11 protein-coding genes, 1 tRNA gene and 2 riboswitches are annotated in these 12,178 nt (G+C 57.1%); of the genes, 8 read left to right on the plus strand and 4 right to left on the minus strand.

The genetic code is table 11. The annotated features are described in order from the left end of the window. Positions 1-46 precede the first annotated feature (46 nt). The 4 genes from ACIOWL_RS16615 (at position 47) to ACIOWL_RS16630 (ending at position 3,930) form a co-directional block, all read left to right on the plus strand. A complete protein-coding gene (locus ACIOWL_RS16615) occupies positions 47-745 on the plus strand; it encodes a metal-dependent transcriptional regulator (protein ID WP_400387552.1) in 699 nt (232 codons plus the stop codon). Positions 746-820: 75 nt separating this feature from the next. Next, a riboswitch (cyclic di-AMP (ydaO/yuaA leader) is annotated at positions 821-998 on the plus strand. Positions 999-1,000: 2 nt separating this feature from the next. Then, complete coding sequence (locus tag ACIOWL_RS16620; RefSeq protein ID WP_400387554.1) at positions 1,001-2,032, plus strand: M23 family metallopeptidase; 1,032 nt, start codon at positions 1,001-1,003, stop codon at positions 2,030-2,032. A gap of 123 nt (positions 2,033-2,155) precedes the next feature. After that, positions 2,156-2,325: riboswitch (cyclic di-AMP (ydaO/yuaA leader) on the plus strand. A 4-nt stretch (positions 2,326-2,329) separates the two neighbouring features. Then, on the plus strand, positions 2,330-3,202 hold the full coding sequence (locus ACIOWL_RS16625; RefSeq protein WP_400387556.1) for a C40 family peptidase: 873 nt from the start codon (positions 2,330-2,332) through the stop codon (positions 3,200-3,202). Positions 3,203-3,633: 431 nt separating this feature from the next. Beyond that, complete coding sequence (locus ACIOWL_RS16630) at positions 3,634-3,930, plus strand: HNH endonuclease (protein WP_400387834.1); 297 nt, start codon at positions 3,634-3,636, stop codon at positions 3,928-3,930. Between the two features lie 24 nt (positions 3,931-3,954). On the opposite strand, the gene ACIOWL_RS16635 is transcribed toward ACIOWL_RS16630, so the two are convergent. Next, the gene (locus tag ACIOWL_RS16635; protein WP_400387559.1) at positions 3,955-4,368 is read right to left on the minus strand and encodes an NUDIX domain-containing protein; all 414 of its coding nucleotides are present in this window, start codon (positions 4,366-4,368) and stop codon (positions 3,955-3,957) included. A gap of 187 nt (positions 4,369-4,555) precedes the next feature. Between ACIOWL_RS16635 and ACIOWL_RS16640 the strand changes: the two genes are divergently transcribed. Continuing rightward, positions 4,556-5,785, plus strand: a complete 1,230-nt coding sequence (locus ACIOWL_RS16640; protein ID WP_400387562.1) for an ROK family protein — start codon at positions 4,556-4,558, stop codon at positions 5,783-5,785. Positions 5,786-5,948: 163 nt separating this feature from the next. On the opposite strand, the gene ACIOWL_RS16645 is transcribed toward ACIOWL_RS16640, so the two are convergent. Then, a tRNA-Arg gene (locus tag ACIOWL_RS16645) sits at positions 5,949-6,022 on the minus strand. 66 nt (positions 6,023-6,088) lie between these two features. After that, entirely contained in the window at positions 6,089-6,754 is a 666-nt protein-coding gene (locus ACIOWL_RS16650; RefSeq protein ID WP_400387564.1) for a hypothetical protein, read from the minus strand. A gap of 86 nt (positions 6,755-6,840) precedes the next feature. Between ACIOWL_RS16650 and pcrA the strand changes: the two genes are divergently transcribed. The 3 genes from pcrA (at position 6,841) to sucD (ending at position 11,558) form a co-directional block, all read left to right on the plus strand. Next, positions 6,841-9,222 carry a DNA helicase PcrA gene (gene pcrA, locus ACIOWL_RS16655; RefSeq protein ID WP_400387567.1) on the plus strand — a complete coding sequence of 794 codons (2,382 nt, stop codon included), beginning with the start codon at positions 6,841-6,843 and terminating at the stop codon, positions 9,220-9,222. Between the two features lie 244 nt (positions 9,223-9,466). After that, complete coding sequence (gene sucC / locus ACIOWL_RS16660; protein ID WP_400387569.1) at positions 9,467-10,639, plus strand: ADP-forming succinate--CoA ligase subunit beta; 1,173 nt, start codon at positions 9,467-9,469, stop codon at positions 10,637-10,639. Positions 10,640-10,655: 16 nt separating this feature from the next. Next, the gene (gene sucD, locus ACIOWL_RS16665) at positions 10,656-11,558 is read left to right on the plus strand and encodes a succinate--CoA ligase subunit alpha (RefSeq protein WP_400387572.1); all 903 of its coding nucleotides are present in this window, start codon (positions 10,656-10,658) and stop codon (positions 11,556-11,558) included. Positions 11,559-11,740: 182 nt separating this feature from the next. Here the strand turns inward: sucD and ACIOWL_RS16670 are convergent, their stop codons facing one another. Next, the gene (locus ACIOWL_RS16670) at positions 11,741-12,025 is read right to left on the minus strand and encodes a hypothetical protein (RefSeq protein ID WP_400387574.1); all 285 of its coding nucleotides are present in this window, start codon (positions 12,023-12,025) and stop codon (positions 11,741-11,743) included. Positions 12,026-12,178 lie beyond the last annotated feature (153 nt).

The raw sequence follows: 12,178 nt of genomic DNA on the forward strand, positions 1-12,178 counted from the left end.
ATTATTTCTACGAACTTATTTGTTGTGACTTCCAGGAGCGGCTGACGTGTCTGACCTTATCGATACAACCGAGATGTACTTGCGTACCATTCTTGAACTGCAAGAAGAGGAAATCGTGGCGTTGCGCGCCCGAATCGCAGAGCGTCTGGGGCACTCAGGCCCAACTGTGTCGCAGACCGTAGCTCGCATGGAGCGTGACGGTCTGGTTGTTGTCTCTTCCGACCGCCACCTTGCGTTGACCCAAAAAGGTCACGAACTGGCAACGAGCGTGATGCGCAAGCACCGCCTGGCCGAACGCCTGTTGTCTGACATGATCGGACTCGACTGGGAATACGTTCACGAAGAGGCCTGCCGTTGGGAGCATGTCATGAGTGAGCGTGTTGAACGCCGACTGTATGACCTTCTGGGTAAACCAACGGTCTCACCCTATGGAAACCCGATTCCCGGCTTGGAAGTCCTTGGCGGACCAAAAGTGAGCGAGATCTCATCCGAGGTTCAGAACCTTGACCAGGCACTTTTGGAAGGCGTCGAAGGACCGCTGGCAATTGAGCGCCTAGCTGAACCGATCCAAACTGATCCAATTCTGCTCGGGCAGCTGAATGAAGGCGGAATCCGCCCGGGGGCGATCGTCACCCTTGAACGTGCCGAAGACTACATTGTGGTTCGAGTGCAGGGTGTAGAGGGTGCTTTGGAGCTTCCGATAGAGGTCAGCAGCCATGTCTTTGTGAAGACCGGCAAAAGATAACGAAATTGTAACTTTTCCGTTTGACGGGTAACGTTAATGCACGGTGCGGGGTATTTGACCCGCACCGGCCCATCCAATGCGCGAACGCCTAGTATTGCCCTGCGCCCGGATGGGAAGTCATTTTTAGGGCAATAGCGGGGGACCCACTTTCCGACGTTTACGTCTAGGGGTGAAGTCCTGCCAAAAGCAGGCCGGTTCATTCTCAGGAACCGAATCCGACAGCTAACTTCGCAGGCGCTACATGAGAGGAATGTTTTGGTAGAAACCAAGACGACCGGCCGTCGCGCCGCCGTTGTTGAGCTGGACGTGATTGGTGAAATCACCGCTGCAGCCACCGAACGTGCAGGTGGACGCCGTGCATCCCGCGCCAGCGAATCGGTTGCATCCATTGCAGCTGCAACGCCGGTACATACAAACTTCGTGGGACGTCGCTTCGAGGACCGCTCCCGCTACGGCATCGCTCCAACCCGCCAGATGCTGGTACTCGAAGAGGCCGGAAGCAATGTCATTGCTCTGCCGGGAGCAGTGCCTTCTCAGCCGGAATCCGCTGAGATCTCAAGCAACGTTGAATTTATCTCGAAGCTTGGCGCAAACTCCAAAAAGTCCTCGCGACTAGGCTTTAGCCACAAGGTCGCTGCTGTTGCTGCAGTCTCGGGTCTTGCTCTGGCCGCTGTTGCGCCACAACTTGCAGGCTCGGAAAGCGATGACGTCACCGTGGCTGTCGCCTCCGAACGCACCGCTACCTCGGCCGTGGTCGACGTGACCGCTCCAGGGTCGGCCTCCTTGGAAGTTGAGCGCGCTGCCTTGACTTCCGAATTGAACCCGAACGTTGCCGGTGAAGAGAAGCTCTCCGAGGTAATGGCGGCTTCAGGCGGAAATGTTACCGCTATCAAGTCGACTGCTGGTCTGCTTGACCGTCCGGTAACCTCCAACCGTATTACCTCACCATTCGGTCACCGCAGTAACCCAACCGGTGCTGGCACCATGATTCATGGTGGTACAGATTACGGTGTGGCCTGTGGCACTGAAGTATATGCATCCGCTTCGGGAACCGTAACGGTTGCTGGATGGGCTGGTCACTCGGGCAACCGCGTGATGATTGATCACGGTGACGGCTTGGAGACGGGCTACAGCCACAACACCAAGGTTTTGGTCAACGTTGGTGACGAGGTTAAACGCGGTGATTTGATCGCTTTGAGCGGCACCACCGGCAACTCCACCGGCTGCCATGTGCACTTCGATGTCATCGTTGACGGGCAGTTTAAAGACCCTGCGGGCTGGTTGTAACGATCTCCGTCACCATTTCGTGACCAAAACGTGACATTTCGAAAATCATCCTATAGGCTTAGATGCGTGCCAGGGGGATCCCTGAGCAACATTGCGTGAGAACCGAGCACTGCCAACACGCAATGTGCAGTTATACACAACTCGTACGGCAGTGGCGGGGGAACCAATATCGGGTCGTTAGTTTGAACTAACAACCCTAGGGGTGAAGTGGAAGAGAAGGAAACTTCAAATCCACCGAGGTAACTCCACTTCGAACCCGACAGCTTACCTCGTAGGTATCAAGGAGAGGCCTTAAAAGTGACCAAGCGTCAAACCCATGGACGTCGCCGCGCCGACGTGCCACGTACTAATTCTCTAGAAGCGATCTCGCAGGCTGTTGCATCGAATGCCGGCTCTGTAGGTCGCCAGGCAGCCGTTGTAGCCGCCGCTTCAGGCCTAATCATCACCTTGGGTGTGCCTGGTCAGGCAACTGCACCTCGCGATGTATCCGCAGCGCCGGTTGACACCATCAACCCAGAACGTGTTGCAGTCAAGGCCGTTAGCGTCGCCGCAGACAAGAAGTCTTCGGTCGATATCGAGCGAGCAAGCTTCACCGCCGATGAGAAGCCAGAGCCCGTTGTTATTGCAGTTGCCAACGAGGTAACTTCAACCTCCTCGAACGCTACGGCTCCAACGACTCGTTCGACCTCGACTTCGAGCTCTTCGTCCAGCTCGTCTGATGACTTCGCTCCGGTGACCCGCCAGAACGCCAGCAGCCAGTCGACCTCGACTCAGTCGACCACCACCAAGAAAACGACCGAGAGCACTTCCTCGGTCAACACCTCCAACCTTTCCGGCATTGCGGCTACCGCCGCCAAGTACGCCGGTGTTCCTTATGTTTGGGGCGGCAACACCCCATCGGGTTGGGACTGCTCGGGCTTCGTCAAGTACGTTTACGCCCAGCACGGAATCAACATCGCTCGTGGCACCTCAGCCATCCTGGGCTCCGGCCAGTTCAAGCGCACCAGCAACCCGAAGCCGGGAGACCTGGTATTCCAGAACGGTGGCGGCCACGTGGGCATCTACCTGGGCGGCGGTCAGATGATCGGTGCACAGAACCCAAGCGTTGGTACCCTGGTTCACTCGGTCAGCCGTAACCCGCTGTACGGTTACTACACCCTGGCTGGCTAAGTTCCAAAAAACTTTTCATAGGCTGTCGAACGAGGAAGACGTTCGGCAGCCTATGTCTGTTTAACAGTATGAACATCTATGTCTTTAGAGATGAACTCCAAAGAATATCTTCCTTGAACCCTCACGTAGCCACCGGATCATCCCTTAGGCTTGCGGTAGAACCTCTCCGTAGAGAACGCGAGCCCCATCCATGCCAGATGGCGGCTATCGGTTCAAGAAGGAAGTACTGCAAGATGCGAACACTGGTTTTAAACGCCGGCTACGAGCCCTTGGCCGTGGTGACTTTCCGACGAGCCCTCTTATTGGTTATGGCCGAGAAAGCTACCATCGTCCTCCAAGATGACTCGTCACCCGTGCGTAGCGTTCATGGCGAGTTACCGCGGCCAACGGTAATCGTCTTAAAGCGCTATGTGCGACGCCCCTATAGGGACATGAATCATGTCACCCGTAGGGGCATTCTTCGTAGAGACGGGTTTACCTGCGCCTACTGCGGGAAGTCAGCAAACACCATCGACCACGTCATTCCCCGCAGCCGAGGGGGACAGAACACTTGGGAGAACCTCGTGGCTGCCTGTCTGACGTGCAATAGCCGCAAGGCCGATAAGATGCTCTCCCAACTTGGTTGGAGGCTGCGTATAACGCCGCACAGGCCCCGCTATGGCGGCCACCTCGTATCCGGGCTCAACCATATCGACGATTCGTGGGACGTTTACCTGCAGGCTGGCTAAGCGAATCCAGCGATCCGCGTTGAGTTAGCGTGCTGAGCCACGGGCTATGGCGGCGGGAAGCACACAATCACGCAGCAGGGGAGCGAGATCGTCGCGCAGCAGGGCTTGTTGCGGATCGATCCAAAGTAGCTCTTCCAGCTCCGCTAGTGGCTTCAATGCGCCGTTAAAGTAGCCGGAGAATAAGTGTGCATGGATCGAGGTCTGTTCTTCGTTGGCCGCCGGTCCCTGCCATTCGCCATTAAACTCCAGGTCTTCGGAGTTGAAAACGACCCCAAGCTCTTCCGCGATTTCTCTAATGACAGTTTCTAAAGGGGACTCACCTTTCTCGGGTTTGCCGCCTGGCTGCATGAATTTGCTGGTTCCGCGTTTGCGCACCAGCAAGATTTCTCCTTGGTTGTTGATTAAACAAGCGGCCGAGATTGTCAATTTTTTCTGCATGAATTCACGATATCGCGTGTGTGAAGCCTTCGCAGGTGGTAACGTGCTTAAGTGGATCTCCAACGTTTTTAGTTGTTGTTCGCCGCGGTCTTCTTACTCGCAATATTTCGACCGGGTTGGCGGCGGCAGGTGAAAGCTGAGGTACGGAAAGATCGATCCATCAAATTTATAGATCTATGGAGCATTAATGCGACGGGGTACCAACCTAGGACGCTTGGGAGACTTCAACCAAGCTGTAATTCTTGAATCTATCCGTAGGGCACCGGATGGAATCAGTCGAGTCGAACTGGCAAGTTCGACCGGTCTGTCACCGCAGACCATTTCAAATGTCGTGCGTCGTTTGCTAGACGACGGCATCGTGCGCGAAGACCGCACCATCGTTTCCGGCCCGGGTAAACCACGTACGGTTCTCGAGCTGGAGGGCAATCGTCTGGTATCAATCGGTATTCACCTTGATCCCAGTGTTCTTACTTTCGTGGCCATGAACTTGCGTGGTGAAGTTCTGCGGGAGCGCAGCATCGAGGTTCCAAACCTTGAAGTTGCTTCCGAGACCGTGCAGCTGATGGCTACCACGGTGAAGGAACTCATCGCGGAAATTCGTGTCCCGAAGAAACACATCGTCGGCGTTGGCATCGCTGTGCCGGGCCCAGTCAACGTTGAAGACGGCGTGGTGTTGAACCCGCCGCTACTTGACGGATGGGCAGATGTTGAACTCGTCAACCCGCTACGCAAGTTGTTGCGACTGCAGGTGATCATCGAAAAGGACACCATCGCTTCGGCCGTTGGTGAGCTTTGGCAGTCGAAGGAAGAAAAGACCGAAGACTTCGTCTTCGTTTACTGTGGTCATGGCTTCGGCGCAGGCATCGTCATCGATGGCGACGTCCACCATGGTTCGAGCAATAACGCCGGCGAAATTGGTCACTACTCCACCGGTCACAAGTCGGTGCATTGTGAAGAGTGCGGTGCCGATGACTGCCTGGCATCCGGCACCTCCTACGAGTTCATTGCGGCGAAGGCCAAGGAACGCGGTTTGGACCTGCCGACGTACGAGATCCTTGGCCCAGAGCAGCGTGCCGAGGGGCTCAACCGTTTGACTGAGCTTGCCCTTGAAGGCAACGACGTAGCCAAGGAACTGGTTACCGAGACCATGGTGCTGACCGGTGAAGTCGCAGGACAGCTAGCCAACGCTTTGGACGTCCGTGAGGTCGTCTTCGGCGGACCACAGTGGGACAAGATCAGCGAACTTGTCAGTGAAGATGTTGATGCCGCTGTGAAGCGCCGCTTTGCATTGCGCGCCGTGCATGAGGTTGAAACTCGTACCTCCACGCTGGGTGCCAATGTTGGTGCCGTTGGCGGCGCCTGCGTCGTGATGGACGCATCGCTGTCGCCGAAGGCCACCGCGTTGCTGCTGCGCTAGCCGCTAGATTATCGCAAAACATCCAAGGGGTGCGTTCCACAGGGAACGCACCCCTTTGATGTTTAAACAGACATTGACTAGGGAGCTACTGTTGTTGGACCAAAACCAACAGCAAAGGCGTTTCCACCGGAAAATATCGAGTGGAAACGCCTTGACGTTGTAGTGCCCCTGGCCGGAATCGAACCGACGGCCTACCCTTTAGGAGAGGGTCGCTCTATCCTACTGAGCTACAGAGGCATGGGCGTGAAGCCATCACCAAGACTATCCTACTAGGAACCGCGCTTGGTGTTTCACGACGCCACGTTATGAGGTTTGCTCTCGGATCTCGGACATCTTGCGCCGCAACGCACGATTGGCGCGGACCAGCCCGAGCCCCACAATCAAAGCTGCCGTGATCAACAGCAATGCCCAGCGAATGGTCGTGAGGATCGAAGCGAACATCACAGCACCAGCAGAGATCTCGTCGGCTGAGAACAATGCATCGATGGCAAAGTTCTCAACGATGTCTACCACCGCGAAACCCAGAGGTGCGCACCAAGCCAATAGACGAGTCCGGCGGTTGGGGATCCAACGAATAAACAGCAGCATGCTCATCGCGGCGGTGAACAGCGGAAAGAGCATCCCAGCGGTTTTATGTACGTAGTTCAGCTGGCCACGCGCGTCCTCATCCATCGCTGCCCGCAAGGCTTCGATATCCTCGACGGTATAACCGAACACACGTTGGTCAGGCATGGAGAGGGAATTGCTCAGGTCGTTCATCTGGTTCAACGTCAGCAGATGGAGATAGACAAAAAGCGAAAGACTGATGACTAGTCCGGCGGAGATCAGCAACATCGGGTTTGATTTGTTCTCATGGGACGTACTTTGAACGTTGTATTTGTTCAGGTTCCGATCCAGTGATTCACCCTGCTGTTCAACAAACTGGGAGGGCTTGCGGTATTCCTTGGATTTCCTGACCTTTTTTGCCATACCTTTCATTATGCCCGCAAGCGCCTGAGCCGGTTGGCTGTGGACAACCCATTCCTGTCCGGTGTGCGACGTAGACTTGCTACATCATGGATTTCCTTTTTGATGACTTCGCCCCTGAAACGACACCTCAGGCCCTGCCGAGTGCCGAAGAACTGCTGGTAGGAATGAACCCGCAGCAGGAAGAGGCCGTGCGTTATGCCGGAGGCCCGCTGCTGATTGTCGCTGGTGCCGGCTCCGGAAAAACTCGAGTGTTGACACATCGAATCGCCTACCTGTTGGCCACAGGACGTTCGCGACCACATGAGATCCTCGCTATTACGTTCACCAACAAAGCCGCGGCAGAAATGCGAGAACGCGCCGCGGAACTCATTGGCGAAGATCAAGCCAAGAAGATGTGGATCTCCACGTTCCACTCCTCCTGCGTTCGCATTCTTCGTCGTGAAGCCGCGACGATCGGGCTGAAGTCAAACTTTTCGATCTATGATTCGGCCGATTCATTGCGCTTGATCACCTTGGTGTCCAAAGGACTGGAGATCGACCCGAAACGATTCACTCCTAAAGCAATCGCGCACAAGATTTCATCACTCAAAAACGAATTGATCGATGACGAAGACTACGCCGCGACGATCAACACGAACGATCCGTTTGCTCGGGCCGTATCCGAGGTCTATCGAGGTTATACCCAGCGGTTGCGCGCGGCGAACGCGCTGGACTTTGACGACCTGATCGGCCAAGTAGTGTTCATGTTCAGGGCGTTCCCGGGCGTCGCCGATAACTATCGTCGGCGCTTCCGCCATGTCCTGATTGACGAATACCAGGATACGAACCACGCCCAATACTCTTTGGTTCGAGAGCTCACCGGACCCGACGGTGCTACCGTGCCAGGTGAATTGACCGTGGTCGGCGACTCAGACCAGTCAATCTACGCTTTTCGCGGCGCAGACATTCGAAATATCGTCGAATTCGAAAAGGATTACCCGAACGCTGCAACCATCAAATTGGAGCAGAACTACCGTTCGACACAAAACATCCTGACGGCAGCCAATGAGGTCATCAAACTCAACCCAGACCGCAACGACAAACGGCTGTGGACCGCCAGCGGCGATGGTGAGCAGATCGTCGGTTACGTGGGGGAGTCGGAGTCAGATGAAGCCCGGTGGATCGCCGAGGAAATTCTCCGGCTGAACGACGACGAGGATGTGCGTCCCGGCGACATTGCGATTTTTTATCGCACCAATGCCCAGTCGCGAGCCCTTGAAGAACAGCTGATGCGTGTCGACCTGAAATACCGTGTTGTCGGCGGCACCCGATTTTACGACCGGAAGGAAATCAAGGATGCGCTAGCGTACCTGCGCGCCCTGGTGAACCCGGAAGATGATGTCAATGTTCGTCGTATCCTCAACGAGCCAAAACGCGGGATCGGCGACCGGGCGGAAGGAGCCGTGGCGGCGCTGGCCGAACGTGAACGCATCTCCTTCATGGATGCGCTGCGTCGTTCGGACCAGGCACCAGGGCTTGGTACCCGCGGCATCAAGATGACGGCAGCGTTTGTGGCGCTCATGGACGATCTGCAGACCGTTGCAGAGGGCTCCGGGCCGGCTGAAGCGTTGGAAGCCGTGCTGGAACAAACCGGATACCTGGAGACCCTGCGTGTTTCAACCGATCCGCAAGATGAGTCCCGCGTAGAGAACCTTGCCGAACTCGTGGCGGTGGTCCGCGACTACGTCAACGACGAACCCGAGGGCGGTTTGGCCGGATTCCTTGAACGAGTCGCCCTCGTGGCGGACGCGGATCAGATCCCCGAGGCGCCCAGCGATGATGAGGGGGCCGCCATGGCCGCACGCGAAGGCATGGTGACACTGATGACCTTGCATACGGCCAAGGGCCTTGAATTCCCGGTGGTGTTCCTCACCGGGATGGAACACGGCGTTTTCCCTCATCAACGGTCAATGACCGATGAGAAGGAACTGGCCGAAGAGCGTCGCCTGGCCTACGTGGGGTTGACCCGCGCCCGGGAGCGTCTGTACCTGACCCGTGCCGAGCAGCGCAGCCTGTGGGGGCAGTCTCAGTACAACCCAGCCAGCCAGTTCCTTGAAGAGGTCCCAGCCCAGCTGATTGACTGGAAACGTGAAGGGTCATCTTTCGGCTCAGGCTCGTCATTTGGCTCCGGTTCGGTGAATTTCGCCACGAGTCGTTACGACCGTGGAAGTCACTGGGGAGCGGGTTCGTCAGTGGCGAACACTGCCGTGCGGGGTCATAACGCGGCGCCGGTCGCCAAGCAGCGTGTGGTGCAGAATAAGGAGATTGTGATCCCCAAGGTGGGGCAGTCCGTGAAACATTCCGCGTTTGGCTTGGGAACTGTCATTGCGTTGGAAGGCGCAGGCGATAAAACTGTGGCAAAAGTTCAATTTCCGGAATCTGAAAAACGCCTTCTGCTTCGCTACGCGCCACTTGAAATTGTCGAATAGTCAATCAAGATGCACTGTTGGGTTGGTCACAATGATGGTCAATCGTTGATTTCCTGCGGATTCTCTACACGTTGTAAAAGTGGGAAGTTCGCGAAAGTAGGGATAGTCTGAGAAATGCGCACGGGCTAAGACGCCATTTTTGGCGTTTGTTTGGTCGCGGTGCGCTCTCTTTGGGTACGGCATGGACGATAGTCCGTGACTGTGCCGCGAGTCAGCATGAACTTCGAACGAAGGACACAAACCCGTGGACCTGTATGAGTACCAGGCGCGCGATCTATTCGAGGCACACGGCGTTCCCGTGCTTGCCGGTATCGTCGCTTACACCCCTGAAGAAGCCAAGGCCGCTGCTGAGAAGATCGGTGGCGTCGTAGTTGTCAAGGCACAGGTTAAGGTCGGTGGCCGCGGTAAGGCTGGTGGCGTTAAGGTTGCCAAGACCGCAGACGAGGCATTCGAGCACGCATCGAACATCCTCGGTATGGACATCAAGGGCCACACTGTGAATAAGGTCATGATCGCACAGGGTGCGGACATTGCCGAGGAATTCTACTTCTCAGTGTTGCTGGACCGCTCGAACCGCAACTACCTGGCCATGTGCTCGGTTGAGGGCGGCATGGAGATCGAGCAGCTGGCAGAGGAGCGCCCAGAGGCGCTGGCTCGTGTCGCTGTTGATCCACTGGTCGGCATCGACGCTGAGAAGGCCGCTGAGATCGTTGCAGCTGCCGGCTTCGCTGAGGAACTGCGCAGCAAGGTCGAAGACACCCTGCAGAAGCTGTGGACCGTTTTCAAGGAAGAAGACGCGACCCTCGTTGAGGTTAACCCGCTGGTCAAGACCGGTGCCGGCGACATCGTCGCACTGGACGGCAAGGTTTCCCTGGACGACAACGCTTCTGAGGTTCGCCACCCAGCTCACGAAGAGCTTGAGGACAAGGGCGCAGCCGATCCGCTGGAAGCCAAGGCAAAGGCCGCTGGCCTGAACTACGTCAAGCTGGACGGCGAAGTAGGCATCATCGGTAACGGTGCTGGCCTGGTTATGTCCACCCTGGACGTTGTCGCCTACGCCGGTGAGAACCACGGCAGCGTGAAGCCAGCAAACTTCCTGGACATCGGTGGTGGAGCCTCGGCTGAGGTTATGGCCAGCGGTCTGGACGTTATCCTGAACGACCCACAGGTCAAGTCCGTCTTCGTCAACGTCTTCGGTGGCATCACCGCCTGTGACGCTGTGGCAAACGGCATCGTCGGCGCGCTGAACACCCTGGGTGACGCAGCGAACAAGCCGCTGGTTGTCCGCCTGGACGGCAACAACGTTGAAGAAGGCCGCGCCATCCTGGCCGAAGCCAACCACCCACTGGTGACCCTGGCAGCAACCATGGACGAGGGCGCCGACAAGGCCGCCGAGCTCGCCAACGCAGCGAAGTAAGAGGGATAAGCGAACAATGAGCATTTACCTGAACAAGGACTCCAAGGTCATCGTCCAGGGCATCACCGGCGGCGAAGGCACCAAGCACACCGCCCTGATGCTCAAGGCAGGCACCAACATTGTCGGTGGCGTGAACGCCCGCAAGGCCGGCACCACCGTGACCCACGGTGAGCAGGACATCAAGGTGTACGGCACCGTGGCTGAGGCCAAGGCCGAGACCGGCGCAGACGTTTCGATCGTCTTCGTTCCACCGAAGTTCACCAAGGACGCCGTCATCGAGGCTATCGAAGCCGAGGTCGGCCTCGTTGTGGTCATCACCGAGGGTGTGCCGGTACAGGACTCCGCTGAGTTCTGGGCCCTGGCTCAGTCCAAGGTCGACGCCGAGGGCAACCAGATCACCCGCATCATCGGCCCTAACTGCCCAGGTATCATTACCCCGGGCGAGGCGCTGGTTGGCATCACCCCGAACAACATCACCGGCAAGGGCCCAATCGGCTTGGTTTCCAAGTCCGGCACCCTGACCTACCAGATGATGTTCGAACTGCGCGATCTGGGCTTCTCGACCGCTATCGGCATCGGCGGCGACCCGGTTATCGGCACCACCCACATTGACGCACTGGCTGCGTTCGAGGCGGACCCGGAGACCAAGGCCATCGTGATGATTGGCGAGATCGGTGGCGACGCCGAAGAGCGCGCAGCCGAGTACATCAAGGCCAACGTCACCAAGCCGGTTGTCGGCTACGTGGCTGGCTTCACCGCCCCTGAAGGCAAGACCATGGGCCACGCAGGCGCCATCGTTTCCGGCTCGGCTGGCACCGCCCAGGCCAAGAAGGAAGCACTGGAAGCAGCTGGCGTGAAGGTCGGCAAGACTCCTTCGGAGACCGCTGTGCTGCTGCGCGAAGTTTTCGCAGCCCTCTAAGCAGCGCCTTCAGCCGGTGCGAACCGGCGAAAGCACAATGGCCGCTTGTGCCACGGGATTACCGTGGTGCAGGCGGCCATTTCCGTCCCTGGATGTTGCCGGGGGACAAAAACACTATTCAGAACCGGGGCCCCAAACCTGCCATGGTCGGCGGGCCTGGGGTCTTGTGACGCTTGGGGAAGTTATCCTCGCAGACCGGTCGCGGTCTCGGTATCAACCCTAAGGAACGAAGATCCAATAACCGCGAAGGCTCCCGGGATCAACAGCATCCGATGCTTCGGGTTGTAAAAGATCTCTTCTAGCGGAGAGGCGAGGACTTTCCGGATTTTTTCCAAAAGCCGATCGTTCTCCAGGAGCAGGCGTTCCTGCTCGGTTTCAATCACCACACGTTCTGCTTCCGTACTCACCGAAGCGTTCATCCAGTCGTCGCTCGGTGTACTCAGAGTCTCCGATTTGATCAGGGACACGGTTATGACCGCCTTCATCTTGCGTTGGCCCCTTGAAGAAGACCTTCAGGGGTGCCCCACCCGAGCGTTTGGTGTGGCGTAACGCACACGTGGAGCCATATTGAATATATCGCGTCTTGCTGGTAAGTGTCTGCTAAACCACGAAGAGTTAAT

It is taken from the genome of Glutamicibacter sp. NPDC087344 (assembly GCF_044744225.1).
Taxonomy (GTDB): Bacteria; Actinomycetota; Actinomycetes; order Actinomycetales; family Micrococcaceae; genus Glutamicibacter.

Excerpts from the sequence above, each read along its gene's own strand:
- ACIOWL_RS16630 (WP_400387834.1), top strand. The coding sequence starts at position 3,634 with ATGAATCATGTCACCCGTAGGGGCATTCTTCGTAGAGACGGGTTTACC.
- ACIOWL_RS16635 (WP_400387559.1), bottom strand. The coding sequence starts at position 4,368 with ATGCAGAAAAAATTGACAATCTCGGCCGCTTGTTTAATCAACAACCAA.
- ACIOWL_RS16640 (WP_400387562.1), top strand. The coding sequence starts at position 4,556 with ATGCGACGGGGTACCAACCTAGGACGCTTGGGAGACTTCAACCAAGCT.
- ACIOWL_RS16650 (WP_400387564.1), bottom strand. The coding sequence starts at position 6,754 with ATGGCAAAAAAGGTCAGGAAATCCAAGGAATACCGCAAGCCCTCCCAG.
- pcrA (WP_400387567.1), top strand. The coding sequence starts at position 6,841 with ATGGATTTCCTTTTTGATGACTTCGCCCCTGAAACGACACCTCAGGCC.
- sucD (WP_400387572.1), top strand. The coding sequence starts at position 10,656 with ATGAGCATTTACCTGAACAAGGACTCCAAGGTCATCGTCCAGGGCATC.